Origin of the sequence: Aliamphritea hakodatensis (assembly GCF_024347195.1) — a bacterium.
Lineage (GTDB): Bacteria > Pseudomonadota > Gammaproteobacteria > Pseudomonadales > Balneatricaceae > Amphritea > Amphritea hakodatensis.
Genome location: NZ_AP025281.1, coordinates 4,394,209 through 4,420,017, shown reverse-complemented (window position 1 = coordinate 4,420,017; position 25,809 = coordinate 4,394,209). Strand labels below are relative to the sequence as shown.

The window sequence follows — 25,809 nt, the reverse complement described above, 5'->3', positions numbered from 1 at the left end:
TGAAAGGTCTAATCAAGCCGTAACATATCGTCATCATCATCATCGGTCGGTGCCCGTTTCAGGGCTGGTTCGGCTGAATCCTGTACCGCTTCATGTGACTCCTGCTCAATACTGCTGGCGGCAGGCTTGCTCTGCTGTTGTTGCTGACTTTTCTGCTCAGGTGCGCGTTCCTGCTGATAATCGACTGCACAGCTGATCAGTAACAGGCTGATAATAAACGCAATAAACAAGCGTACCGGGGTCATATCCCATTCCTTTATGTGTCAGATTTCATAAAACATTTTCAATTGCCCAGCGGAACTCAATGCTGCTGACAACAGACGGTGTATTTTCAGGGCTGTAGTGCAGATCAGTAAAGGCTTTATTTGCGGTACACAGGGCCTGGTAAAACCAGTGACAGTCTTCAGCGTTATGGGTCAGAGAGCTGAACCGCAGTCCGTTGCGGGCCGGTAACCACTGAAAAGGCTCGGCCGTCAGCAGCTGTTTGGTGCTGCAGATAAAATCGCAGGCCTCCAGATACTCAAGCAGTTTACTGCTCTCACTGCGGGCATCCGGTGTCAGGGCGTTAAGGTAACAGGCCAGCATGTTTTGCCGTAGCTTATAAAAGGTAAAGGCATCAATATCCGCCGGTAATTCAGCGCTTTGCTGCGACTCTTCCAGCAGTGACAGGCTCTGTTGATAAAACGCTATGCCCTGTTGCTGAGCGGCGGTTAATTGTCTGAGCTTACCGTTTTTCCGGAACACGCCCAACTGATCCAGCTGAATATTGCCACTGAGCCAGTACAGCCTGGCTCGGTACAGAAGCGGCCCGTGTTGCCGGGCTTCCTGCAGGAAAATGCTCAGTGCCTGCTGTTCAGCAGCGAGATCCGGGTGGCGGGGGGTATTTACCTGCCGGTTATAGAGGCCGATCAGGGCCTCTGCAGCAGCCGGGAAAGGCGAGGGAAAACACTGATCATGCAGTTGCTCGAGAATCTGGCGAATATGCCTGGACGCCTTGCGGTGTGGCTGCCGGTAAAGCCCGTACAGGGTTTTTTCATCAATCCCCGGCGGATAAATCAGGCTGATCCGGTGCAGAAACTCATCCCAGGTCCAGCCCTGCGCTTTCAGCCGGTGAATTTTACTGTATAAGTTTGCCATAACATAAAGTCTATAAAATCAGAAGCCCGTTTTTGTCTGGATCTGGTATCAGTACATAGCCTGCTGAAAACTTAGCATAGGTGCAAATACTTTATGCGAGGAATTCAGTATGTCAGTCAGGAAAACATATATTGCATTGGCCGTATCGGCTGTTGTTATTGCAACCGTCGCCGGCTGTGCCCGGCAGACGGGTCAGCAGCCAACGGTGCAGGTGCAGCCGGTGCCGGAAGTGATGCAGGAACAGGAAGCCCTGAGCGCGTCGAAGATGGTGAAGCGCAGTATGCAGGCGGATGCTGTTGCCATGCAGGAGTACTTTGTTAATTCCGGGATAATTCAGCCCGGGATTATTCACCCGGAACCGTCCTATGAGAATTACCAGACGTTTGATGATAACCCGTACCTGTCGCCGCAAACACAACCGCTGAGCACTTTCAGTCTGGATGTCGATACAGCAAGCTTTGCCAATGTGAGGCGCTTCATTAACGATGGCCGGTTACCGCCGGTGGATGCGGTACGGACCGAAGAACTGGTGAATTACTTCAGCTATGACTATCCCGTTTCGGATACTGGCAAACCGCTGTCTCTGGGCTACGAGCTGGGCGTCAGCCCGTGGAATGCTGATGCCAGTCTGTTAAAAGTGGCGATGAAGGCTCAGGATATCAGCAGCGATAAAGGGGCAAATCTGGTCTTTCTGGTGGATGTCTCCGGCTCAATGAATGATGCCAACAAACTGCCGCTGGTTAAACAGTCACTGAAGCTGTTGGTAAAACAGCTGGATGCTGATGACCGGATCAGCCTGATCACCTATGCAGGCAATGTACGCCAGGTGCTGGATGCTACACCCGGCAACCAGCGTAGCAAAATCCTGCAGGCCATTGATGCACTGGATGCCGGCGGTGGTACCTATGGTGAAGGGGGGTTAAAGCTGGCGTATAACACAGCAGTTGAGCACCTGGTTGAGGGGGGCGTGAACCGGGTGTTGCTGGCCACCGACGGTGATTTTAATCTGGGCATGACCGGTATAAAAGAACTGGAACGATACATCAGTGGGCAGCGAAAGCAGGGTGTCAGCCTGAGTGTGCTGGGCTTTGGTGACGGCAATTATAATGATCAGCTGATGGAAACGCTCAGTAATGCCGGGGACGGCAATGCTGCCTATATCGACTCCCTGCAGGAAGCCCGCAAAGTACTGAGTGAACAGCTGACGGCAAATTTTCATACCCTGGCCTGGGACGCCCGGATCCAGGTGGAGTTCAATCCTGCGGTAGTTCAGAGCTACCGGCTGATTGGTTATGAAAACCGTCAGCTGGCTGATGAAGCCTTTCTGGATGAACGTACCGATGCGGGTGAGGTCGGTGCGGGACAGACAGTTACTGCTCTGTATGAGTTAGTGCTACAGAATCAGCCGCAAACCTATCCGTTGCGTTATCAGCCCGTTAAGCAGGATGTTCCGGAGATTAACGAAGGTGAACTTGGTCATATCCGCCTGCGTTATAAAACCTGGCAGGGCGGGAGCAGTGAAGAACAGGCGGTGGCGGTGCGTACCGGGAGCCGTTGTCAGCCGGTCGCCGCCTGCAGTCAGGATTTCCGTTTCGCTGCCGCTGTTGCCGGCTATGGCCAGAAGCTGCGCAATCATCAGGCATTGTCGGCGTTCAGCTGGCAGTCTCTGGCTGACCTTGCCCGTGATGCTAAAGGTGTCGACCGTTTTGGTTACCGGGCTGGCTTTATTCAGCAACTACAGCTGACGGCAGCACTTTAAAATAAAAAGTGTCCGCAGGATTGCCACTGTTTTCTGTCAGAACCGGCCCGGCCCCTATAGCTGGGGCCGGTTTTGGGGGATAATACACAACATAGTGAATGAAAATAATCGAGGTTGTGAATGTCTGAGGCTGTGGTCTACGGATTAATTGTTGTCGGGCTGGCGGTCAGTGCCGGGGCTCTGTGGTTCATTGTACGGTTACTGGGGCAGCAGAAGGCCCGGAAAGAAGAGAATCAGCGCCGTCTGGAAGACGTGGCAACGAAAGCTCAGGAACACCGTGCATATTTGGTGGAGAGCCTGCAGGTCATTGCCCAGACGTTGATGAATGATGAAATGTCAGTGATTGAAGGTTCCATCAGATGCCGGATGTTGCTGGATAATCTGGACCCCCAGCTGTGTTTGCATGATGATTTTGCTGTCTTCAGTGAGGTATACGAGAAGACCCGGCATATTCCGCGCTTAAAGGAATGGAAAGCGTTAAAAACCAAACAGAAACTGCCTCATATGCAGTTAATGGATGACGTGGAAAACACGCATAAAGAGGCCATTCTGACCGCCGCCGGGAAGCTGCGTCAGCATCCGTTCGACCGTTATCACTGAGTCGCTATGCAGTTTCTGGTTGTTTTTCTTGTTACCTTACTGTTTCTGCTATTGCTGATTGCCGCACTGGTCTTTGGGCGTACACCCACCTACCGGCCGAGCCGGGAAGCTGTGCTGGCGCTGTTAAAGGGGGTCAGTGAAGGCAGTACCGATCAGCAGGCATGGGCGGTCTTTCTGGGCTCGCCGATTTTTCATGATGAAGCGTTGGAAACGATCCGCCGTCACTGCTATGAATTCGATGAAGGCTTAACTGATTTACCGGTTAAGCCCGGATTGCATGGCCGTTTGTATGATGCCGCCGGCAGGGCATATATTCAGGAACAGGCGGACAAACTCATTCATATTATTAAGCATACGCCAGTCAGCCGGGATTTCTGACCCGGTTTCCGGGGCCCAGGTTTTTAGCCCACAGGGTTAGAGAACTTGCGAATAAGCCAGAGGCGTTTCAGACTTGTTTGCCGGTTCCTTAGTCATCTTCAGTATTATCCTGATACTGATGGTGTTCGATCAAACGCTGTAACCGCCACAGGCAGTGCCAGCTGTCCTTTATATTGGCCGCTTTTATTGCCTGGCTTAAATCAAGGCTGGCCAGTTCCAGCGCCGGCAGTTCGAATAAGCCTGCAAGTCCCGTCAGCTGGTGGGCATGATTACGTAATTTACCGATATCCTGAGCGGAAAACCCCTGTTGCAGCGCGGCTAACTGGCGCAACAGTTCAGCGTGGAGGTCTTCTGCGCTGAGTTTGTAATTACTCAGGTCCGTTGCGCTGCTTTCATCGTGGGGACGTGCTGCCGGCGGTAAGCTGCCCTGTTCCTGTTTCAGTAACAGCCGCATGGTATTCAGCAGGCGGGTATCGTTAATTGGCTTGTATTCAATGCGGTTGACGCCGGCGTCGCTCAGGGCCTGTTCTTCACTGGATACCACATTGGCTGTCAGGGCTATGACGGGCACATTCGGCATCAGCCCGCGAATCTGCCGGGTTGCTTCAATGCCGTCAATCCGGGGCATATGGACATCCATCAGAATGATATCCGGCTGATGCTGTTCAGCCAGCTGTATGGCCTGTAAACCGTTAATGGCTTCAGATACCACCGCGCCGGCAGTGCTCATTATCCGGCTCAGCAATAAACGGTTGAAGTCATTGTCTTCGGCGATCAGTACCCGGGTGCCAGGTGTCAGGGTTGGCAGTTTTCTGATGAGCTGCGGCTGTCCGGATTTTGTTGCTGAGTGGCTTAGCCACTTGCTCAGGTTGACCCGGCGCAGGGGCTTGGTCAGCACGGTGATGTTGTGATGGTTCTGGCCCCGGGTGAGCTCGCTGACATCGTTGTTGAGTGACGGCACCAATAACAGGATATTGCCTTTAAAGCCCCGGAACAGCGCCGGAATATGCCGCTTTTGTTCACGTGCCGTATCCGGATCGGCGCTCAGACCAAAAATCAGCGCGCTGTTTATGCCGGGTGCCTGTTCAATATAGTTATTCAGATGTTCCAGAGTACGGCATGGATAGACCCGGGCCACGCTGTTTTCTGCCAGTTGGGTCAGGGCCTGTAAACTGCTGCGGTGCCGGTCATAGATAATCAGTTCTTTGGTGTGTGTCAGGGAATGGGCGGCGGTGCCGGTCAGCGCAGAGGCGGCCGGCAGGCAGTTCAGTGCACAGATGAATTCAGTTCCCTGTCCGGGCATGCTGTTCAGCCGTATTTCCCCAGCCATCAGCTCCAACAGTTTACGAACGATTACCAGGCCCAGACCTGAGCCGCCAAAACGGCGGGTAATGGAAGAATCAGCCTGTGAAAATGCGCTGAACAGGTGTGCCTGCTGTTCCGGATCAATGCCGATTCCGCTGTCCTGTACCGTCAATTCTATCCGTACAGAGTCATCCTCACTTTCAAGGCGTTTCAGGCTGACAATGACATGGCCGTGTTCAGTAAATTTGATAGCATTGCCTATCAGGTTTGTGGCCACCTGACGTAAGCGCATCGGGTCACCCAGTACCACCGGCGGGATCTCATTGCTGACCTGATAAACCAGCTCCAGCCCTTTTGTTGCAGCACTTTGGGCCTGCATTTCTATGGCGCTGTGAATGCACTCCTCCGGGCTGAACGGGATGCTTTCCAGATGAATGGCATTGGATTGCAATTTGGCGAAATCCAGAATGTCATCGATGATTGCCAGTAGCATGGTAGATGTCTGACTGATGATCCGGCAATGTTCCTGCTGTTCATAACTCAGATCAGTCTGTTTCAGCAGGCCGGTAAAGCCGAGTACGGAAGTCAGCGGGGTACGCAACTCATGGCTCATGCGTGCAAGGAACTCATCTTTGGCCATATTGGCCTGATCAGCCCGTTCCCGCGCTTTATGTAAGGCATGGTTCTGGGTTTCCAGATATTGCATGGTCTTGCGCAGGCGCTGGGTTGCTTTATCAACCTGGCTTTCCAGCAACTGATTCGAGGCCTGGACCCGTTCTGCCAGCAGGTTAATGCCCCGTTCCAGGGAGCCGATTTCGGCGTCAGACTGTTCGGTGGCCCGGGCAGAGAGTTGCCCTTGCTGGAGTTTACCCACCAGTTCTGTGAGATCGATAATCGGATCTGTCAGGGTGTGTCCGACCCGGGCAGCCACAACAAAAGTCACCAGAATTCCGATCAGCAATAAAATCAGGGTATTAATAATAATATCCAGCTGCCGCTCGCGCATGGATTCACTGGATATTGCAATGACAACCCAACCGAGTATTTCCGGTGTCTGGGGTTCAGAATATTCCCGCGAGTCATCTATCAGAATGCCGGTTGCCATCACCGGTGTGGCGAACAACCAGTAACCGTTGTGTCGGTTGTATGTGGGCGTTGGTCGGGGAATAAACCGGAAGTCGATTTCTGTGGAGCGGTAAATCAGTTGTCCGCTTGCGTTGAGGAAAATTACATCTTTAACGTCGGATTCCTGTATTGGCCCTTTACTCAGGGCTTTCAGTTGCGGTGTGAGTTCTGAGATGATGCCAAACTCTGCTGCCGCAGCCATCAGCCGGGACATGGTTGCTCCCCGCTCAATCAGAGCCGTTTCGTTATCCGCGATTCGGGTAGAAATGAAGTAACCGGCCAGCATCAGCGTCATCACCAGTAACGGTACCAGTGTGATGGTAAATACTTTAAGGCGAATGCCTTTGGCGAAGCCGTTCTGCAGCAAACTCATCGTTGTTCAACCTCTTTCAGGCGGGCTTCAAGCTGAGAAGGCGCGGGTAATTCAATATTCAGGTTACGGGCGACCTGAGGGTTTGTAATGACGGAAAAATACGCGCTGTAACCGGCCGGGGGCAGGGTGCCTGAGTCATTGTACCGATTCAGAATTTCGGCGGTTTGCAGGCCGATCTGTTCCGGTGTGGAAATGACTGCAGCCAGTGCGCCGGCATCGACGTAACTGCGGGAAAAGCCGATCAGTGGAATATGCTGCTGATAGCTCATAAACAGGATCCACTTGGCGGTTGTCCGGTTGAAAATTGCCTGATCGGGTAAGGCCAGAAAAATATCAGAACCGGCCATAATCGGTTGCAGCATCTGTAACGGATTATCCTTACTGACCAGCTCATCATGATTGAGCCTGAAGCCCATTGCCTTGCTGGCTGTTTCCAGTGCCGGCAGATCTTTACCTGTCGTGGGGCCGAGTATTACCCCCAGATTGCGTGCGTCAGGCTGTACGGCCCGTGCCAGTCTGATGTGCCGGTGATATGGCTGGTCAAGAAAAACTGCGGTATGGCCAACTTGCTGCAGCCGGTGAGCATAACGGTTCAGTAAACGCCGGTAACCGGGTTTGGGGATAAAGCTGCTGATAATCTGACTGCCGTCAGGGGCATTGGCAAACAGATAATCGGCTGCAGCACTGCCAACAGTAATCAGTGGATTAAATTGCTGCAGGTAACTGACAGGGCGATGACGTAAGTTATCCACTGAAATGGTCTGGGGGACCGGGCCTTTTGATTGCAAAATAATTTCACGGTTAACAATCTGGTAAGGCTGTTGCTCGTTACTCAGGACGATAAGTGCCTGTGCTGCTGCGCTGGCAACACATACTTTAATAATGCCTAGCAGGGCAAACAGGCTAAACACTATTTTACCCCCGTAAGTCAGGGGCTTTCTGGTCAGTTCACACTTATCCATATGCTAACTCTGACAGTGATCTGCAGCACGGCGATAACATTCCGTGGCCGCTTAAAAGCTCAGTTCCACTTGCACATAAGCCCGCCGGTCAAACAGGTTGTCTACGTAAAATTCCGGATACGAGTCATCCAGTAAGTTGTGCACGATAAAGTTAAGCTTCAGTGCGTTACCGTTCGAATATTTAAAGTTCTTACTGACTTTAATATCGGTACGGTTGTATTGTGGGTTCGGTCCACCGCTGCTGCCTTCCAGCCATTCCACTTCAGACATATAAAAATGACTCAGGCTGAGTTGCAGGTTATCCGGCAGGGTAATGCTGGCCAGCAGCGAGGCGGTGTGCATCGGCGTTCGGTTCTCTAGCCGGTCAATGTTGTCGGGGTTGCCAACAGTACTGTGGCCCCGGTTACGAAACCCCCGGACGTGAATATAGCTATAATTAAATAAAATCAGTGGGTTATACAGCATGTTGGGCTGGTAGCGGATCTGGGTTTCAAAGCCCCTGTTATTCCATTCAGCGCCATTGTCTTCAATCCGATAGCGGTGGTCGCTGCTGGCGGTTGCTGTGGTGAGGGGGCGAAAAGCCGTCTCAATACCGTTATCGATACGTTCGTAAAATAGCCGCAGATCCATCTGGCTGTTATATTCGGGCCAGTTTTTAAAATATCCCACATCCAGCGTTCTCAGCCTCTCAGGTTCAATATCCTCATTAGCCAGGCTTTCTATCTGATAAATTGACGGGGTTCCGGGCGGCAGTCCGGCGGGGCTGTAGACCACCGTTTGCAGATTCGCTTCCAGTAATGAAGGCATCCGGTATGCCTGGCTGACAGAACTGCGTAATCCGCTGGTTGGCGTCAGTCGGTAATTGGCCGCCAGGCGCGGTGATATCCGGGTGCCACTGTTGCCGGCAGTGGCATGTTCAACCATTGCGCCTGCATTGAATACCCAGTTACGGATACCGCTGTATTCCCAGTTGCCGAAAACCCGGCTACGTTCTTCGCTGACCCAGTCACGGGTATCCAGTAATTCGAGGCTGCGGGCCCGGTTGAACTTGTAACCGCTGCCGATGATAAACTGATTGGCTGGCGAGGTTTGTTTTCGCCAGATCATTTCTAATTCATGTTGTTCTATATCACCGACTTCTGACGTTTTTCGCAGCGGGTTGGCGGCAATAAAGTTTGGAATCAGGGCAATCAGTGCCGGGTTGGTCAGATCCAGCGCCTGTTGTACCGTGGGGATATCCAGTTTGTCGGCATCAAGATTGCTGTAACTGTGGGCATAGCGGACTTCAAGCTCAGCTTCATTCTGAAGAATGCGCTGCCACTTAATATGCTGGGTATTGTTGTGAAAGGTGCGTTCTTCCAGAGCCGGTGCGCTGTCGACATCCCCGACATCCGTGAAGCCTTCACTGAAGCCCAGATTAAATGTCAGAGTGTCCCGCAAGTTGGGTGTGACCACGGTATTAAAGTTCAGATACCGGCGGTTTGTTTTATCGTCGAATGTGTCGCTGCCATCATTACTGAGGTTGCCGGTAGACAGGGCATAATTGCCAAGCGAATAACTGCCGCTGTGCCGGGCTTCAAAGTTCTGGGTATTGTGGCTGCCGCTGGTATATTTCAGGCTGCTGCCGGGGTGGGACAAACCTGAGCGGGTAATAATATTGATGGCCCCCATAAACGCATTGGAACCGTGGGTAGCACTGTTGGAGCCTCTGACCACTTCAATACGGTCAACATCGTCTACCGTGAGACCCAGGGTGTCCCAGATGACAGTGGAAAACAGCGGTACATAGATGGAGCGGCCATCAACCATTACTTCCATCTGGGAAGGGAACCTGTCACTCATACCGTGATAGGCAACCGCCGACGTATTGGACGAGGTGTGGTAAGCCATCATGCCAGGTACCAGGCGGAACAGGTCCGGAATGGTCAGCGCAGAGGATGCATCAATAACCGCCCGGTCGATAACGGTGATTGCCGCCGGTGATTCGTGCCGTTGCTGTGGCAGCCGGGTGGCCGCTGATACCAGCGGAATATCGGCCAGATAATTCAGTTCGGAGATCGCGTAGCTGTCATCGCTGTAGGCCAGATCTTCGTCATACATGGCTTCCTGCTGAGCATAGGATTGCCCGCTGTGACCGAGCAGAACCAGCGCCAGCGACAGCAAAACCTGCAACGGACGCCGAACAGTAAAATTCAGAAAACCAGGCTGGCGAATGTGTGTTAGCGGCATAGCGGTCCGGCTGTTAAGGCAAATAATAACGTTCTGTTTTCATCTCAGGGTTCAGACTTCTCGGGGTGGCCGAAGTGGCGTTGATACGCATACACTTTTTGTGTCTGGTCCGGCCCGACAGGCTGAGTTTCTGATCCGGGCTTTCCCGGCTTTCACAATAACCTGGCTGGTATTTGTCTGCGCAAACTGCGTGCTTCAGTGTACATAATAACTGCTATTAACTCAGTTGGCAGTATTATTTTTAGCGTCGATATTACCGCCAATGCCTTGTGTTTCAGGGCGTTGTCGCCGTTTGGTGTTCGGGCTTAGCGTTTAATACAGCGCAGGATGACAAATTTTTTATTGCTGGCCTGCGTTGTGCAGTTACCGAACAGCCGCTTCAGCGTTACGTGATAACCTAAATGACGATTGCCGATCACCAGCAGTTCGCCGCCGGTTTTCAGGGTGCGTTTGGCATCTTTAAACATTTGCACTGCGATAAAGTCGCCAATGGTATTTTGCTGATGAAAAGGCGGGTTATTGAGGATCAGGTCAGCACTGTTGTCAGCAATGCCGGTGAGGCAGTCGGTGACCTGAAAGTGTGCTGTCCGGTCAGGGTGATTAAAAGTGAAGTTCCGTTCGGCGGATGCCACTGCCATAAAGGACTCATCCACCATGGTCAGGGTGGCATTCGGGTGGCTGCCGGCCGCCGCTATCCCCAGTAAACCATTGCCGCAGCCTAAATCTATGATCTGTTTTGGTGCGTCACTGGCAGGCATATTATCCAGAAAGAACCGGGTACCTATATCCAGTTTGTCCCGGGAGAATACGCTGGCGTGATTAATGATGTCCAGACGGTGTTCCGGCAGCGGTAAGGCCTTAGGAAACGGATTCGGGGCCGGTGACAATGACAGATCCGGCTGGCAGTGAATCAGGCGGGCCTTTTTCTTTGCCAGTGAAGTATGGGTAGGGCCAATGATTTTTTCGAACAGTTCCAGGGTGGAGGTATGAATGGCTTTGACCATGCCTGCTGCCAACACCCGGGTGTTCTCTCCCATTAAAGGGCGCAGCCGGTGTAACTGATCTTCCAGCTGGGCCAGACTTTTGGTGATCTTCAGTATTACCAGATCTGCGGGTGCTTCGGTGGCCGGGAAATATTCAGCCGGTGATTGCAGGCAGTCGGTCAGGTGCAGCGGGACTTTCTCCGGCCAGTTGCTTTGCAAGTTGTGCCGGATCGCCTGATGAGAAACGAATGAATCGCTCATAATCACCGGCCGCATTGGCGCGAGTGCGGTGGCAAGAGCACCGCAACTGTCATTGATGATCAGTACGTTTTGAAATGCCTCCCCGCTGGCTTGCGCGTCGGCGATGTTCTGCAAAATATATTCATCCGCTGCGTCCCATGCGCGCAGCGTCTCTTTGGCCCGGACGGGATAACGGTTAAGGGTGAAGTCGCCCTGCGGAGCATGCAGTTGGTTCATGAATTAAGCCTGTTCAAGGGTTGCAGCGTAAAAGTAACAGACGGGATACGTGCTGATTTCAGCGGCTGGCGATCAGATATACGCCAGCCCCCATCATAATGCTGCCGGCACTGCGGTTAAGGTTTTGCTGAGCCCGTGCGGATTTCAGTTTTGCACTGGCCCAGTGTGCGCTGTGAGCGATCAGCATCAGCCCGGCCATCAGGGCAAATAATGTCAGAACGGATGCCAGTGCGATATCGGTTACCTGCAAGCTTTGCAGATCCATAAAGGTGGGCAGAAACGCAATATAAAACAGAATAACCTTAGGGTTAGAGGCTGAAATCAGAAAGCCCTGCAGAAAATCGCCACTGCGGTTACTGCGTACGTCTTCGCTGTCAGCCTTGCTCACCGGGCTGGTAAAGAGTTTATAGCCCAGATACAGCAGATACCCTGCGCCGACCCAGCGGATCACCGTAAATACCTCTCCCCAGTGTTCAGCAATGGTTGCCAGGCCCATGCAGGCGAGAATCAGATAGCAGATATCGCTGATCGTCATTCCCAGCGCCAGCAGGAAGCAGGCGCGGCCACCCTGAACCATTGCCTTGGCCAGAATCGCGAAAATGCCGGGGCCCGGTGTAATGCCAAAAATAAAAATGGCAATGAAGAAGCTGATGGCACTTTCGATGGTCATGGCAGGAATTCACTGGTTTGGGTAATAATTTTGCTGCTATTCTACGCCGTCACTATATGCTTGCCTATACTGGAATTGAGAACTGTGTTGCTTTGTTAACCGGCGGTCAGAAAAGGCTGACGGATAAACAGACAGACGCAGTGTCACCGGAGGTGCAGTAAGGTTGTCCCGGTTATCAGAGACTGATATCAACAGCCAGTGAACAGGATGGCAAAACAGAGGCACACAGTGCCCGCGCAAGGACCATGATATACCGATTTTTGAGAGGGCAGGTCCATGCTGATCCGGACTTTTATCACACTGCTATTGGGCAGCATTCTGTTTATATGCGGCCCGGTGGCAGCCAGTACACTTCCAGACTTTTCATCCGCACCGGCGACGAATAAGGGTAAACCCTGGCGTATAGGGTATCTTGAAGGTGGTGAATACATTTACTACCGGAAAATTTTTACAGCGACCATCAGAGCCATGATGAAGAGGGGCTGGCTGGAGCCCCGGCCGTTACCGGAAACCTCAGGGGAGCAAACCGCGGACCTGTGGCGCTGGCTCAGTGAAGAAGCCAGTGGCCGTTATATCCAGTTTGTAGCCGATGCCCATTACAGCGCCGGCTGGGATGACGGCCAGCGGAAAACCGTGCAACAGACTGTGCTTGCCCGTTTGCGTGAGCAACAGGATATTGATCTGATGATTGCCGCCGGTACCTGGGCCGGGCAGGATCTGGCCAACAGTCGTCATGCCACCAATACGTTAATTATTTCAGCCAGTAACCCGATCTCTGCCGGCATTGTTAAAAGCGTTGATGATTCCGGCTTTGATCATGTTCACGCCCGGGTTGATCCGGACCGGTACTTACGCCAGTTACGGGTATTTCATGATCTGGTGGGATTCCGGCGTTTAGGCATCGCGCTGGAAGACAGTGATGCCGGGCGCAGCTATGCCGGCTGGAGTGAAGCACAGCAGTTGGCAAAGCGCCGCGGTTTTACACTGGTTCCCTGTTACACCCATAGCGATATCAGTGATACCCGGCAGGCTGAAGCCAGTGTGATTGACTGTTTTAACACCCTGGTGCAGAACACCGATGCGATTTATGTCACCACCCAGGGGGGGATTACTGATAACAGCCTGCCCAGGCTGATCTCTATTGTGAACCGGCATAAAATCCCGACATTTTCCCAGAACGGCGGCCGGGAAGTGCGGCAGGGCATCCTGATGAGTATTTCCCAGGCCGGTCACCGGGCGGTGGGTGATTTTCATGCCATGACTCTGGGGAAGATCTTTAACGGTGCAAAACCTAACCAGTTATCCCAGTTGTTTGTTGAGCCGGTAAGAATGGCGGTGAATCTGAAGAGTGCTGAGCTGGTGGGCTATCAGCCACCGCTGTTATTATTAGGCGCGTCTGATGAAATTTACCGGACGATTCCCTGACCTTTTTCCGGCGATAACCCATGCTGTTATAGCCGGTGGCGGTGAAGGCGTATGGACGATTAATAACCGGGTGATGCATGGCTAAGCCAAACAAAAAACTGCCGGAAAAGGCGGTGGATATCTATTGTGCCAAGTGCCGGGCACCGTTATTCCGGTACCGTAAAGGGGGGAAAGGTGCGCTGGTTAAGTGCTTTGTGGAGCGGATTGTTGCCGATTATACCGAGGTGGCCTGTCAGTGCCCCGGCTGCGGCATTCCTTTTGCCCGGGAAACTCTGATTCGCGGTGTGCCAGCGTATAAAATTATTGGCGGTAAGGTGACGCATAAGTAACCTTACCGCCGGCCATCACTGGCTGATCAGGTCTTAAACCGCCCGACCAGGGTGTTCAGGTCAGTGGAAATTTCATTCATCTTATCGGACGTCTGGCGGGAGTCTTCTGCGATTCCCTGAGCCCGGCAGGCTTCATCATTCAGATCATGAATGTTCTTGTTGATTTCCTCGGTGACCAGGTTCTGTTCTTCGGCTGCAGACGCAATCTGTGTGGCCAGATCACGGATACTGTCCACCGACTGTTCAATCGCCTCAAAGACCGATTTAGTTTGCTGAGTGGTTTCGACCGTTTGCTTCGAACCTTCCAGACTGCTGGAAAGCTTTTCAGAAACCACCTGGGTCCGCTGTGTCAGGCTGGTGATCAGGGTATCAATCTCTTCGGTGGATTCCGAGGTCCGCTGAGCCAGCGTGCGTACTTCGTCGGCCACAACCGCAAAGCCACGGCCACTTTCACCGGCACGGGCCGCCTCAATGGCTGCGTTGAGGGCCAGCAGGTTGGTCTGGCCGGCAATGCCGCGGATGGTTTCCAGAATGCTGGTGATGTTGCGGGATTCATCTGCCAGTTCAGACATCGCCTGGTTCGAGTCGACAATAATGGCTTCCAGCTCATTTACCAGTGTGGAGGTATTCACGATCAGCTTACGGCCTTCTTCTACCTGTTGCTGGCTGTTGTTTGCAGCATCCGCGGTCAGGGTACAGTGCTGAGCCACCTCATTGGAGGCCGTTACCATTTCATAGAAAGCGGTGGAAACCCCTTCGATCGAGCGGGATTGCTGAGTGGCGACCTGGCTGACCTCAGTGGAAACTTCATTCGCTTCCTGAGCAAAGCTGCCTACCTGATTGGCATTGGACTTTATTTCACTGATCAGAGTGCTGATGGTCTCAACAAAACTGTTGAACGCGGCGGCCATCTGGGCAGATTCATTTTTGCCCTTAATATCCAGCCGGCGGGTCAGGTCACCTTCACCGCTGGCGATTTCCTGTAAGCCGGTGGTGATGATCTGCATCGGCTTGGTAATCCGGTTGGCAAACCAGGCGGCAAATGCAACAAAAATGGCCACCAGTACCAGGCTCATCAGCAGGATCAGGCCGGCCAGTTCGTCAATCACGGCAAATACTTCGCCTTCAGGTACCAGACCCACAAACTTCCAGCCCAGTGTGGGTGAAACGTACACGGTAGCAAACCAGTTCTGACCATTAATTTCCACTTCGGAAATACCTTCAGCACTGATCTGGCGGGTAAACGAGTCGCCCAGTTCGCTGACCGGCTTGAAGTTGTTATCCGGGTTTGAAGGGTCTGCCAGAATGGTGCCGGTATCTTCAATCATCATGACATAACCGGACTGACCGAACTTAACCTGTTTGAGCATCTCGGTCAGTTTATCCAGGGTGACATCGACGCCGACAACACCGGTAAGACCGTCTGCTGCTTTGAATTTCACCAGATAGTCCACCAGTGGGGCACCGGTGACGATATCCTTATACGCGGGGGCACGGATGATCCGTCCGTTGGCGGCTTCGCCTGAGGCATACCAGGGGCGTTTGCGCGGGTCATAGTTCTGGCCGTTTTTACCGCTTGGCCACTGAATATAGGCGCCGTCACTCAGGCCCAGAAACACGTAAGTAAGATCAGGACGGGCCTGACCGAAGGTATCAAATAAGCGGAATGTTGCCGCTTCTTTCTCACCGTTCTGCAATGGCGTCATCTGCGCCGCTGCTTTATCAATGTATTTAGCAGCGCTGCCGTCCAGCTGGAGCAGTTCGGGCTTTTTCGCCAGGTAAGCAACATCTTCGGCTAAACCGTTCAGGTAAAGGCTGAAAGCATTATCTACCTGACGTATTTCGCTCAGGCTGGCTTGCTCAAAGTTACCGACGGCACTTTTTCTGAATTCAAATATGGCAAGTGTAGTGATACAGGCGACCGGAATCACGATACTTATGAGTAAGGCTAAAATAAACTGACTGCGAATTGGCATCAGACTACTCCTGAGCAGACATCTAATTATTATGCGGCATTGTGAAATGCATTTTCCGAAGTGAATCCCCAAAGAAAGACCGGCAGCTTATCGTTTTTATGTAGCACGTATTAGACTTTGGTTTGGGGACTTTATGCTGAGGAGCTAAGCAGTAGCAAGGGCAAGGAACGGATTACTTCGTCACTTTGGGTAGTCATGTCGCAATTGACGTCATTGCTGGCGCAACCGGAGAAAGAAGCCTTCAGCTTGCCCTCTGGCTGAGCATTTTTTGGCTGAGTTTCCGGGCCATCGATGTGCCGACCAGTGGATGGGGTGTTGGGGCAACCGCCAGTACGATATCGACCATCGGCAGGGTTGGCAGGTCTGAACGGGTGCAGGCTTCCAGCCCGGCATCTACGGTAGAAGACGCCAGCGCCCCGATCCCTATACCACGGCGTAACAGGCTTTTGATTGCTGTCGCACTGCTGGACGCACAAAGGACCTGAAAGCGCTGCCCCTGCTTTTCCAGCCCGTCCACCGCACTGGAATGGAACTTACAGTCCGCCTCATACAGCACCAGCGGCAGTACCGGCCGGTGCTGTAACTCAGGAAAGCCTGCATGTACCCAGATTCCGTGATCGTGACGCAACAGATAGCCTTCTTCCTTATCCGGTGCCCGGGTCAGAATGGCCAGGTCCAGCTTGCCCTGATCCAGTGCCTGTCGCAGGCCGCTGCTGTTATCACACAGCAGACGAATCTGCAGGTGAGGGTATTCTTCCAGCAGCATTGTGACCAGATCAGGAAAAATTTCCTGTGCATAATCGTCCGGACAGCCGATGCGTAACGGCGGCATTCCGGCGGTGAGGGAAAACTCTCCCAGCGCTTCATCATGCAGGGCCAGAATTCGCCGCGCGTAGCTCACCAGTTTTCGGCCATCATCTGTCAGGCTGAGATTACGGCCATCTTTTGTAAACAGACAACGTCCGGTTTCTTCCTCGAGTTTTTTCATCTGCATGCTGACAGCACCCTGGGTGCGGAAGATCTGTTTCGCCGCCCGGGTAAAACTGCCGGTATCCACGAAGGCGATGAAGCTGCGCAATGCATCAATGTCCATAAGGTATTCATTAGCAATCAGAATGGGAGGCATCAAAACTATTCGCTGGTGGCGGTAAATGCAAGCGGCCAGAATAGCCGGATGAAAGATGCGCTGCCCGGTACACCCAGTGAGCACACGGCCGGCGGACATCTAACCGGGAAAGGAAAGGAGGGGGAAATTGTGAAGATTTATGGCGATGCGCAGTCAGGTAACTGCTATAAAGTTTTACTGACGGCGGCGTTACTGGGGCTTGAATATGAATGGGTCGCTGTGGATATTCTGCAAGGCCAGACCCACACCCCTGAATTTCTGAAGAAGAATCCTAATGGCAAGATTCCGTTACTGGAACTGGACGATGGCCGTTATCTGTCAGAGTCCAATGCCATCCTGAGTTATCTGACCGAAAGGACAGCGCTGTGGCGGGAAGACCGTTTTGCCCGGGCCAGCATTATGCAGTGGATGTTTTTTGAACAGTACAGCCATGAACCCTGTATAGCCGTGGCCCGGTTTATCGCCCGCTATCTGGGATTGCCGGAAAGCCGGCGCGCAGAGTATGAAGCGAAGCAGGCCGGCGGTCACCGGGCACTGCAGATAATGGAGCAGCAGCTCCAGGAAACCGGCTTTCTGGTGGATGATCAGATCTCGGTGGCTGACATTGCGCTGTATGCCTATACCCATGTGGCGGGGGAAGGCGGCTTTGATTTGTCCGGATATCCGGCAATTCAGGCATGGATAGGGCGCATTCAGACGCAACAGAATTATTTTCCTATGGCATAAATGCGCAATGCGCACATGATACAAGAGGATGTATTTTGGAATTAATCATCGGAAACAAAAATTATTCATCCTGGTCTTTACGGCCATGGCTGATGCTGAAAGCCTGTAATGTTGAGTTTGATGAGCGCCGTCTGGCATTACGAACCCCTGAATTTGCTGAGCAGATTAAGGCTGTTTCACCGGCGGCGAAGGTGCCGGCACTGATTGATGGCGATGTGAAAGTCTGGGATTCGCTGGCCATTTGTGAATACATCAATGACACCTGTCTGAACGGGGCAGCCTGGCCGCAGGAGCCGGCAAAACGGGCTCAGGCCCGGGCGATCAGTTGTGAAATGCATTCCGGATTTATGGCTTTGCGTGAAGAAATGCCAATGAACTGCCGGGCGCGACGTTTTGTTGATCTTTCAACTGAAGCCCTGAAAGACGTCTGGCGAATAGACCTGATGTGGCAGGAGCTGCGCTATGAACATCAGGAGATTGGTCCCTGGCTGTTTGGGGAGCTGAGCATCGCCGACTTCATGTATGCGCCGGTTGCACTGCGGTTCAACACTTATGGTCCGGCTATCAGTCCTCTGAGCAAGGCGTATGTTGAAACGGTTATGGCACATCCGGCTATTATGGAGTGGGTGGCTGCTTCGGTTACCGAAGACGAGGTCCTGGAAGATGCAGAGGTCGGTCTGGAATTTGATGGCTGAATAATCAGTCTGAAATAAAAAAGCACCGTATAACGGTGCTTTTTTTATCCAGCCTGAGGCTTACTTCATTCGCGACATGTAATGGGACAGGACTTCCAACTTGTCTGCATCGTTATCACTGAAGTGAATATTAACGTCGAGGAAGCTGGAGTTCATATCTGGCTCCAGTGCCGAAATAGCGCGGACAAAGCCGTTGATCCGGGCAACGCCTTTACCGTTCTGCTGTTCAATATCCACCACCGCCTGTTCAAAGATGGCCGGCAACTTACCTTCATGTTTGATCGCGACTTTGGCGAACTGAAGGGTGAGTTCTTTGATGGCACATTTATGCGTCGTGCCGCCAAACCGTAACTGCGCCATCCCTTTCGGCTTAGGCGCGGCTTTCTTTGCCGCCGGTGAGTCTACGGATGCCAGTAGCTGTGCTGCCCGCTGACGGGCGGCAGGGCTGGTTTCACCGCCCTTTGCCAGCCAGAGTTTTACCTTATCGACCAGTTGCTGTGGCTCGAAAGGTTTACCGATGTAATCGTTAACCCCGGAGCTGACGGCCTTGAGCACGTACTCCCGTTCACCCCGGCTGGTAATCATCAGAAAAGGCACTGTCTGATAGCTGGGCTGCTGGCGGGTCCATTGCAACAGTTCCAGGCCGGACATCCCCGGCATTTCCCAGTCACACAGGACAATGTCGAAGGTTTCTTTGGCGAGCAGCTGTTTGCCGGCTTCACCGTTTTCGGCGGATTTAACCTGAGAGTCGGGGAACGCATCCCGAAGAATCTTAGTGACAAGGTCGCGAATAAAACGGGCGTCGTCGACAATGATTGCTTTTAGTCCAGCCATTAATGTACTTCACTCTGGTTGATGTATACCGGGTCGCGCGGATGACGTATTACTGAAGTAAAATCTGATATTGAGCGAAGCATATCATGCGTATATGGCCGCTTTAAACAGACATTACCCGAAACGCGTACATCTGCCGGGTGATGATTAAGCAATTGTTATTGAATCTTTTTTGAGGCCGTGCTCAGGTCCGGTAAACGCTAAGTCTGCCGGTTTATAAACTGGACGAGCGCTGTCGCGGACATAGGTTTGGCGTAATAATAACCCTGTATCATGTCGTAACCGGCCTGGCGCAGTATCTCCACCTGGGAGGCTGATTCAGCACCTTCCGCAAGGGTCGAAAATCCCAGCGCTTTCGCCATCTCCGTGACCATACTGATGATCACCTTATCTTTCGGACTGGTCTCCAGTTCTTTGACAAAGGCCCGGTCTACTTTCAGCTTATCCACCGGTAACAGCTTAAGGTACTGCAGTGATGAATAACCGGTACCGAAATCATCAATGGCGATGGTGAACCCCAGAGACCTGAGCTGTTGCAGCAGCCTGATGCATAAATCCGGGTCGTCGAATAACAGCGACTCAGTGATTTCCAGTTCGATCTGTTCCGCGGGGACCTGAAACCGTTCAGTCGCGGCGATCAGTTTATCGACGAAATTATGCTGGAGCAGCTGCTTCGGGGAAATGTTGATGCTGACAGTATCAAAATGAATGCCTTGTTCGCGCCACAGGGTGATCTGTTGCAGGGTGGCGCGAATCACAAAGTCACCCAGACTGATAATCAGGTTTGACGCTTCAGAGATGGGGATGAATTCAGCGGGCGATACCTGCCGGCCTAACTCGCCTGAGTACCAGCGCAGCAGAACTTCCACCCCTTTAAATGCCTGTTGGTGAAGGTCGTACTGGGGCTGAAATGCCAGTTCAAATTCATGATTACGCAAGCCATTATGAATCGCGCTGAAAATGCGCAGGTCTTCACTGAGCTGCTGGTCTACATCCGGACTGTAAACCGCAATATTCCCGCGACTGGTATTTTTTTTAGCATTCCCCATGACTGAGAATGCCCGGTCAATCAGTTGTTCAATATGGCTGCCGTGCTGTGGAAAGAAACAGACACCCTGACGGAACGTACAGGTGATCTGCTGATCTTTCACGGTGTAATAGTGGGTCAGGGTTTCCTGTAGCTGCTGCAATTTAAACAGCTGGTCACGCTGTTCCATATGGCCATGGTTGGGCAGGAAAGCAATAAAGCGGTTTTCAGAAAACATTCCCAACTGAGTGTCCGGCGGTAAGGTCTGCTGGATCCGGGATTTGATTTCGTTCTGTAACCGGGCGATGGCCGGGCCGGATAAAGCCGCAGTCAGCAGGTTAAAGTTATTCACGTTAATGATCAGCAACATGCCGGGAACATTGGCGTCGATATACTGGTGGCTTATCAGGTCTTTGAAAGTGCGTTTGTTGGCCAGTCCGGTATTGGCATCCTGTTCCAGGAGGTTCAGCAGGGGGGAGAAGACATGCCGGTTAGAAATGAACAGTAAGGTCAGAACCATCAGAAAAATACCCACAAACGCACTCAGCAGGTTGAGGGTAGACTTGAGTAATTGTTTGTTGAGAATGCTTTTCTGCTGGGCGAACACCAGTCGCCAGCCAGCCACCCCGATTGATGAAACCGTATAGATGTAACCTTCGGTTTCCAGAACTTGCGCATTACCGGCCGTTGAACGGTCGGCGCCAACCTTCTCTACAGAGGCAGCGGCGCTGTCAGTTGGCAGGTTGTCGCCCAGCAGGGTGGTTTGATTCAGACCTTCCATCTGGTCGCTTTTGTGGATCAGGACTTTACCCTGATGATCGGTGATGAAAACTTCACCACTGAAATCCAGGCGGGTATCCATGACGGTGTTTTTAACGAACTCCATCGGTACATCACCCAGCACCATACCGATAAAGTTGCCATCCCGCAGTAAGGGCGCGGTTACAGCCAGATAGCGGTGCGGATCTGTATCCACACTCAGATAAGGTTCGGGGATGGTGGGCCGCATGGCCTGCTTGCTGCTGATATACCAGGGGCGTAAGCGGGGGTTGTAGTTAGCCGGGATCTCCCAGTCATTGATCCACATATAACCGTCGCTTTCCAGGCTGTAGCTGATGTAGTCGAACCGGCCGGTTGCTGTGCTCTGACGTAAATAGGCCTGTAATGCAGGATTGTCGCGCAACCCCTGAGGATGCTCAGTAATAACCTCAGCATAATGGCTGATAATCGCAAGGTTTTCACTGAGCCAGTGGGTCAGTTTCTCGGTGGTGGCGCGGGCTTTGACCAGGTGCTCATTTTGCAATGCCTGACGCTGTGCACTGCTGATGTATAAATACGCGACCAGTGCCGAGGCGAGCAGGCCCAGCACCAGCAGGCTCAGAATACTGCACAGCAGCTTATTTTTATTATTAAGTTTCATACCTGACTACTTTTCAATGCCGGGTCCCTGAGGAGCATTTTTAGCCGACCGATTCTATCTGAATGTCCGTCGGTGCGGAGGGTAAAGACGGGTTTTGTTAACCTGGATCAATAAATTGTTCAGATTCAGTTAATCTTCGCTGCGCGTGGCCAGTAAAAACACTCGTTTTGCAGGTCAGCATGGGTAACAGATGACTGGCGGGCGCCGGAAATTCACGATACTCTGCGACACGCGTGTATAAACAGGTGTTTAATGCGCCGGACTGGTTAATAAGTGATTGCAGGGAGAGCATTTTTGTCTGCAGTGCTGTGCAGGCTTGTATACCCGAAGGTAATGAATGCTATACGAACTTAAACGTTCGCTGATGATACGGCTCATTTTGCTTGCGGCAGTTATCATCAGCGGCTGCGTCATTTATTTTGTTGAAAACTACCGGTACCAGCAAAAACATATGCTGCTGGAGAAGCTTTCAACCAGTTATGTCAGCCTGATTGAGGCAAATATCAGTCAGGCATTATCGGCGACGTATCCGGTGGCGGCCATGGTGCGTATGCAAAATGGCAGTACCCGGGGGTTCAGGGAGCTGGCGGCTGAAATGTTGCCGTTTTACAGCGGTGCATCTGCGCTGGAACTGGCTCCGGCAGGGGTGATCAGGGAGGTCATTCCGCAAGCGGGTAATGAAGCGGTGATCGGTTATGACCTGTTACGTGATCAGAGCAAAAATAAACCCGCATTCCTGGCCCGGGCAACCGGTCAGCTGACCCTTGAAGGCCCTTTTGAGCTGAAGCAGGGCGGGGTCGGTGCAATCGGTCGCTTACCTGTATTTTTGACCGGTCAGCAGGGCAAAAACATCTTTTGGGGGTTCTCCTCTGTCTTAATCCGTTTTCCTGAAATCCTGGATCAGGCGTCCCTGTACCGGCTGGAATCCGGCGGGTTTGCCTATCAGTTATCCCGGCTGGATGCACTCAGTGGCAAAGAAGAGCTGATTGCCGGTTCTGAAGCCCCCCTGATTGCTAATTTCGAGAGTTATGACATCCGGGTGCCAAACGGCCTGTGGATTTTCCGGGTGTCTCCGGAGAAGGGCTATCTGGACAGTTTCCTGTTAACGCTGGAAATCATGATTGCGGTGATTTTCTGCGGTTTCATCACCCTGATTTCAGTGCTTATCAGCCGGTTGAAAAATAACCATGCAATGCTGGAAGTCACGGTTGATGAACGCACCCGCACCCTGAATGACAGCCTTAAACGTCTCAATCTTGCCATGGGCGCCTCCCATCAGGCCTGGTTTGATATTGATGTGGCCAGTGGGGATGTACTGGTGAGCGATGAATATGCCCGGATGCTGGGGTACGATCCACAGACGTTTAAGCTCACTGTGCCTGTATGGGAAGCAGCGCTGCACCCGGATGATAAGGCACGGATACTGGCAGAATTCGACCGACTGATGAATCATGGCGAAGCCTGTGAAACCGAGTTCCGTATTCAGACGGCTGCCGGTGGCTGGATGTGGCAGCAGGGCATTGGTGAAGCGGTTGAGTGGACGGACGGTAAGCCGTCCCGGGTTATCGGGATTAATACGGATATCACCCGGCAGAAGAAAATTGAAGCCCTGGATATGACCCGGAACCGGGTTCTGGAACTTTTGCTGGAAGGTACTTCGCTGGAAGTCATTCTGGAAGCCATTATTGAAACCATTGAAATGCAGAGCCCCGGAAGCCTGGGCAGTGTTCTGTTGCTTGATGAAAAGACCAACCGGCTGTATACCGGCGCCGGGCCGAACCTGCCGGCTTTCTATAACGAAGCCATTGACGGCGTTGAAATCGGTGAAATGGTCGGCAGTTGTGGGCGGGCAGCCTATACCGGAGAACGGATGATCGTCTCCGATATCGATAATCACCCGAACTGGGCGCCATTCCTGGAGCTGACCGAAAAGGCGAATCTCCGGGCATGCTGGTCTGAACCTGTGCTGGGAGCGAATAACAGGGTGCTGGCGACATTTGCGATTTATCATAGCCGGCCACACGCACCGGAAGATGAAGACATCAAGCTGATTGAGTTTGCTGCGCAGCTGGTGGCCATTGCAATTGAACGCCATAAAACCGATGAAAAACTGCAGCTGTCGGCCCGTATTTTTAATGAAACCCATGAGTCAATCATGGTGACGGACATTAAGGGGGCGATTGTTGAAGTGAACGGCCGCTTCTCTGAACTCACCGGTTACAGTGCTGCTGAAGTGATTGGTCAGAACCCGGGGCTGCTCAGCTCCGGCCGGCACCCCCGCAGCTTTTATGATGACCTGTGGGCGCACTTGCGCAGCGATGGTCACTGGCAGGGGGAAATCTGGAACCGCCATAAGGATGGTTACATATACGCCATACTGATGAAAATTTCGGCAATGCGTAACAGCCGCGGAGAAGTGATCAACTACGTTGGGCTGGCGTCGGATATTACCCAGCATAAAGAACAGGAAAATAAGCTGCGGCTGATGGCGCACTATGATGAACTGACCCGGCTGCCTAACCGGACCCTGTTTGCAGACCGGTTCCGCCAGGCGATAGCTCACAGCAAACGGCACAGTAAACAGCTGGCGATCTGCTTCCTTGATCTGGATGATTTCAAACCGGTGAACGATCAGTATGGTCATGAAGTGGGCGATCAGCTGATTATCGAGGTGGCCAAGCGCATCAATACCACCCTGCGGGAAGAGGACACTGTCTCCCGGCAGGGGGGCGATGAATTCGCCATGTTGCTGGGGGATATAGAGTCTCTGGAGCATTGCGAAGCGATCCTGCAGCGGATTATCGGTCTGCTGTCTCACCCCTATATGATTGACGGTCATGTGATCAGTATCAGTGCCTCTGTCGGGGTGACGCTCTATCCTGATGATAATGCGGATCTGGATACGCTGATGCGCCATGCTGACCAGTCTATGTATCAGGCTAAGCTGGCGGGGCGTAACCGTTACCATTTCTTCAATACTGAGAAAGATCAGCAGCTGATTCAGCAAAATCAGTTGCTGGATGAAATCGCCACCAGTCTGGATATGCGCCACTTCTGCTTGCATTACCAGCCAAAGGTGAACATGCGCACCGGTAAAGTGTTCGGGGTTGAGGCGCTGATCCGCTGGCAGCATCCGGAAAAAGGCCTGTTATCCCCCTTCTATTTTTTACCTGCGGTGGAAGGTTCTGAACTGGAAATACAGATCGGCGACTGGGTGATCAGTGAAGCGTTGCAACAACTCAGTGACTGGACAAGCATGGGGCTGGCGCTGGAAGTGAGTATAAACATCTCTTCCAATCACCTGCGTTCCGGCCGTTTTCTGGAAAACTTTGCCACCCAACTGGCCCGTTACGCCAATATTGATACCGGGTGTCTGCAGCTGGAAGTGCTGGAAAGCAGCGCATTGGGTGATCTGGACGTGATCAGTGACATTATCCGCAATTGCCAGAATACCCTGGGGGTGAAAATTGCCCTGGATGACTTCGGCACCGGCTATTCGTCGCTGGCGCACCTGCGCAGTTTATCCGCCGGTACCATCAAAATTGACCAGAGCTTTGTCCGGGATATGCTGGTGGATCCGAATGATTACGCCATCATTGACGGCGTACTGGGGCTGGCGGACTCCTTTAACCGGGATGTGATTGCCGAAGGTGTGGAAACCACCGAACATGGTCTGATGCTGCTGAGCATGGGCTGTAATGAGGCACAGGGCTATGGCATTGCCCGGCCTATGCCGGCCAGCGACATTCCCGGCTGGTTAGAAGAATATTCGCCGAATGCCCAGTGGCGGCGTTTCTCGCAGATTATTCGCAGTGATGAAGACAACAAGATTCAGCTACTGCGGCTGACCACCAAACACTGGTATCAGAATTTCGAGGCGAAAATACTGGCGCCGCGTATGCAGGACGATCCCTGGGCGATTATGGAAACCGATAACTGCCATTTCCGCGCCTGGATTACCCGGGCCCGTCAGGAACAGGTGTTTGATCCGGTCTGGCTGGAACGTCTGGCAGATGCCCAGACTGAGTTTCAGGCGCTGGCTGCAAAGCTGGTAACTCTGCACAGCCGGGGAGATGAAGAGCAGGCCCGCAATGAACTGGCACACCTGAATAATGTGTTTAATGAACTGGCTGAGGTGCTGGCCCGCTATAAACCTTACCGGGTTAACTGAAAGCACCGGGCCGTGACAGCAGGACGGACAGACCTGCTGCAAGACGGGCAATTAAGGTACCATAACCGCTTAAACGGATTAT

General features: G+C 52.6%; 19 protein-coding genes. 8 read left to right on the top strand and 11 right to left on the bottom strand.

Annotated elements, in window-relative coordinates; genetic code table 11:
• Nucleotides 1–8: 8 nt before the first annotated feature.
• Both PCI15_RS20035 and PCI15_RS20030 read right to left on the bottom strand, forming a co-directional pair.
• Nucleotides 9–245 (bottom strand): hypothetical protein, encoded by a 237-nt coding sequence (locus tag PCI15_RS20035; RefSeq protein ID WP_271271687.1) that lies wholly within the window; start codon nt 243–245, stop codon nt 9–11.
• Nucleotides 246–270: 25 nt separating this feature from the next.
• Entirely contained in the window at nt 271–1,137 is an 867-nt protein-coding gene (locus PCI15_RS20030; protein ID WP_271271686.1) for a hypothetical protein, read from the bottom strand.
• Between the two features lie 109 nt (nt 1,138–1,246).
• Here PCI15_RS20030 and PCI15_RS20025 point away from each other — a divergent pair, with 109 nt between their 5' ends.
• From PCI15_RS20025 to PCI15_RS20015, 3 genes are all read left to right on the top strand, one after another.
• The gene (locus tag PCI15_RS20025; protein ID WP_271271685.1) at nt 1,247–2,896 is read left to right on the top strand and encodes a vWA domain-containing protein; all 1,650 of its coding nucleotides are present in this window, start codon (nt 1,247–1,249) and stop codon (nt 2,894–2,896) included.
• Nucleotides 2,897–3,016: 120 nt separating this feature from the next.
• The gene (locus PCI15_RS20020; protein ID WP_271271684.1) at nt 3,017–3,496 is read left to right on the top strand and encodes a DUF2489 domain-containing protein; all 480 of its coding nucleotides are present in this window, start codon (nt 3,017–3,019) and stop codon (nt 3,494–3,496) included.
• Nucleotides 3,497–3,502: 6 nt separating this feature from the next.
• Nucleotides 3,503–3,874 (top strand): hypothetical protein, encoded by a 372-nt coding sequence (locus tag PCI15_RS20015; protein WP_271271683.1) that lies wholly within the window; start codon nt 3,503–3,505, stop codon nt 3,872–3,874.
• An 88-nt stretch (nt 3,875–3,962) separates the two neighbouring features.
• On the opposite strand, the gene PCI15_RS20010 is transcribed toward PCI15_RS20015, so the two are convergent.
• The 5 genes from PCI15_RS20010 to PCI15_RS19990 form a co-directional block, all read right to left on the bottom strand.
• Nucleotides 3,963–6,677 carry an ATP-binding protein gene (locus tag PCI15_RS20010; RefSeq protein WP_271271682.1) on the bottom strand — a complete coding sequence of 905 codons (2,715 nt, stop codon included), beginning with the start codon at nt 6,675–6,677 and terminating at the stop codon, nt 3,963–3,965.
• Nucleotides 6,674–7,639, bottom strand: a complete 966-nt coding sequence (locus PCI15_RS20005) for an ABC transporter substrate-binding protein (RefSeq protein WP_271271681.1) — start codon at nt 7,637–7,639, stop codon at nt 6,674–6,676. Before PCI15_RS20005 ends, PCI15_RS20010 begins: the two co-directional genes overlap by 4 nt.
• 51 nt (nt 7,640–7,690) lie before the next feature.
• A complete protein-coding gene (locus PCI15_RS20000) occupies nt 7,691–9,868 on the bottom strand; it encodes a TonB-dependent receptor plug domain-containing protein (protein WP_271271680.1) in 2,178 nt (725 codons plus the stop codon).
• Between the two features lie 305 nt (nt 9,869–10,173).
• Nucleotides 10,174–11,328: a methyltransferase gene (locus tag PCI15_RS19995; RefSeq protein WP_271271679.1), complete on the bottom strand. Its 1,155-nt coding sequence runs from the start codon at nt 11,326–11,328 to the stop codon at nt 10,174–10,176.
• A 58-nt stretch (nt 11,329–11,386) separates the two neighbouring features.
• A complete protein-coding gene (locus PCI15_RS19990; RefSeq protein WP_271271678.1) occupies nt 11,387–11,998 on the bottom strand; it encodes a LysE family translocator in 612 nt (203 codons plus the stop codon).
• Between the two features lie 276 nt (nt 11,999–12,274).
• On the opposite strand from PCI15_RS19990, the gene PCI15_RS19985 reads away from it, so the two are divergent.
• Nucleotides 12,275–13,423 (top strand): ABC transporter substrate-binding protein, encoded by a 1,149-nt coding sequence (locus tag PCI15_RS19985; RefSeq protein ID WP_271271677.1) that lies wholly within the window; start codon nt 12,275–12,277, stop codon nt 13,421–13,423.
• Nucleotides 13,424–13,500: 77 nt separating this feature from the next.
• On the top strand, nt 13,501–13,752 hold the full coding sequence (locus PCI15_RS19980; protein WP_271271676.1) for a hypothetical protein: 252 nt from the start codon (nt 13,501–13,503) through the stop codon (nt 13,750–13,752).
• Nucleotides 13,753–13,778: 26 nt separating this feature from the next.
• Here the strand turns inward: PCI15_RS19980 and PCI15_RS19975 are convergent, their stop codons facing one another.
• Entirely contained in the window at nt 13,779–15,728 is a 1,950-nt protein-coding gene (locus PCI15_RS19975; protein WP_271271675.1) for a methyl-accepting chemotaxis protein, read from the bottom strand.
• Nucleotides 15,729–15,969: 241 nt separating this feature from the next.
• Complete coding sequence (locus tag PCI15_RS19970; protein WP_271271674.1) at nt 15,970–16,854, bottom strand: LysR family transcriptional regulator; 885 nt, start codon at nt 16,852–16,854, stop codon at nt 15,970–15,972.
• Between the two features lie 129 nt (nt 16,855–16,983).
• Between PCI15_RS19970 and PCI15_RS19965 the strand changes: the two genes are divergently transcribed.
• Both PCI15_RS19965 and PCI15_RS19960 read left to right on the top strand, forming a co-directional pair.
• Nucleotides 16,984–17,580 (top strand): glutathione S-transferase family protein, encoded by a 597-nt coding sequence (locus PCI15_RS19965; protein ID WP_271271673.1) that lies wholly within the window; start codon nt 16,984–16,986, stop codon nt 17,578–17,580.
• 35 nt (nt 17,581–17,615) lie between these two features.
• On the top strand, nt 17,616–18,275 hold the full coding sequence (locus PCI15_RS19960) for a glutathione S-transferase family protein (protein ID WP_271271672.1): 660 nt from the start codon (nt 17,616–17,618) through the stop codon (nt 18,273–18,275).
• Between the two features lie 60 nt (nt 18,276–18,335).
• Here the strand turns inward: PCI15_RS19960 and PCI15_RS19955 are convergent, their stop codons facing one another.
• Nucleotides 18,336–19,109: a response regulator gene (locus PCI15_RS19955; protein ID WP_271271671.1), complete on the bottom strand. Its 774-nt coding sequence runs from the start codon at nt 19,107–19,109 to the stop codon at nt 18,336–18,338.
• 200 nt (nt 19,110–19,309) lie between these two features.
• Nucleotides 19,310–21,556, bottom strand: coding sequence for a bifunctional diguanylate cyclase/phosphodiesterase (locus PCI15_RS19950; protein WP_271271670.1), 2,247 nt, complete (start codon nt 21,554–21,556; stop codon nt 19,310–19,312).
• Between the two features lie 337 nt (nt 21,557–21,893).
• Between PCI15_RS19950 and PCI15_RS19945 the strand changes: the two genes are divergently transcribed.
• Nucleotides 21,894–25,727 carry a bifunctional diguanylate cyclase/phosphodiesterase gene (locus tag PCI15_RS19945; protein WP_271271669.1) on the top strand — a complete coding sequence of 1,278 codons (3,834 nt, stop codon included), beginning with the start codon at nt 21,894–21,896 and terminating at the stop codon, nt 25,725–25,727.
• Nucleotides 25,728–25,809 lie beyond the last annotated feature (82 nt).

What these genes read in the sequence shown, in the direction of transcription:
- PCI15_RS20000 (WP_271271680.1), bottom strand. Translation starts at nt 9,868, where the DNA reads ATGCCGCTAACACACATTCGCCAGCCTGGTTTTCTGAATTTTACTGTT.
- PCI15_RS20015 (WP_271271683.1), top strand. Translation starts at nt 3,503, where the DNA reads ATGCAGTTTCTGGTTGTTTTTCTTGTTACCTTACTGTTTCTGCTATTG.
- PCI15_RS19970 (WP_271271674.1), bottom strand. Translation starts at nt 16,854, where the DNA reads ATGCCTCCCATTCTGATTGCTAATGAATACCTTATGGACATTGATGCA.
- PCI15_RS19950 (WP_271271670.1), bottom strand. Translation starts at nt 21,556, where the DNA reads ATGAAACTTAATAATAAAAATAAGCTGCTGTGCAGTATTCTGAGCCTG.
- PCI15_RS20005 (WP_271271681.1), bottom strand. Translation starts at nt 7,639, where the DNA reads ATGGATAAGTGTGAACTGACCAGAAAGCCCCTGACTTACGGGGGTAAA.
- PCI15_RS19990 (WP_271271678.1), bottom strand. Translation starts at nt 11,998, where the DNA reads ATGACCATCGAAAGTGCCATCAGCTTCTTCATTGCCATTTTTATTTTT.
- PCI15_RS19975 (WP_271271675.1), bottom strand. Translation starts at nt 15,728, where the DNA reads ATGCCAATTCGCAGTCAGTTTATTTTAGCCTTACTCATAAGTATCGTG.
- PCI15_RS20010 (WP_271271682.1), bottom strand. Translation starts at nt 6,677, where the DNA reads ATGAGTTTGCTGCAGAACGGCTTCGCCAAAGGCATTCGCCTTAAAGTA.
- PCI15_RS19955 (WP_271271671.1), bottom strand. Translation starts at nt 19,109, where the DNA reads ATGGCTGGACTAAAAGCAATCATTGTCGACGACGCCCGTTTTATTCGC.
- PCI15_RS19945 (WP_271271669.1), top strand. Translation starts at nt 21,894, where the DNA reads ATGCTATACGAACTTAAACGTTCGCTGATGATACGGCTCATTTTGCTT.
- PCI15_RS20020 (WP_271271684.1), top strand. Translation starts at nt 3,017, where the DNA reads ATGTCTGAGGCTGTGGTCTACGGATTAATTGTTGTCGGGCTGGCGGTC.
- PCI15_RS20025 (WP_271271685.1), top strand. Translation starts at nt 1,247, where the DNA reads ATGTCAGTCAGGAAAACATATATTGCATTGGCCGTATCGGCTGTTGTT.
- PCI15_RS19995 (WP_271271679.1), bottom strand. Translation starts at nt 11,328, where the DNA reads ATGAACCAACTGCATGCTCCGCAGGGCGACTTCACCCTTAACCGTTAT.
- PCI15_RS19980 (WP_271271676.1), top strand. Translation starts at nt 13,501, where the DNA reads ATGGCTAAGCCAAACAAAAAACTGCCGGAAAAGGCGGTGGATATCTAT.
- PCI15_RS20030 (WP_271271686.1), bottom strand. Translation starts at nt 1,137, where the DNA reads ATGGCAAACTTATACAGTAAAATTCACCGGCTGAAAGCGCAGGGCTGG.
- PCI15_RS19985 (WP_271271677.1), top strand. Translation starts at nt 12,275, where the DNA reads ATGCTGATCCGGACTTTTATCACACTGCTATTGGGCAGCATTCTGTTT.
- PCI15_RS20035 (WP_271271687.1), bottom strand. Translation starts at nt 245, where the DNA reads ATGACCCCGGTACGCTTGTTTATTGCGTTTATTATCAGCCTGTTACTG.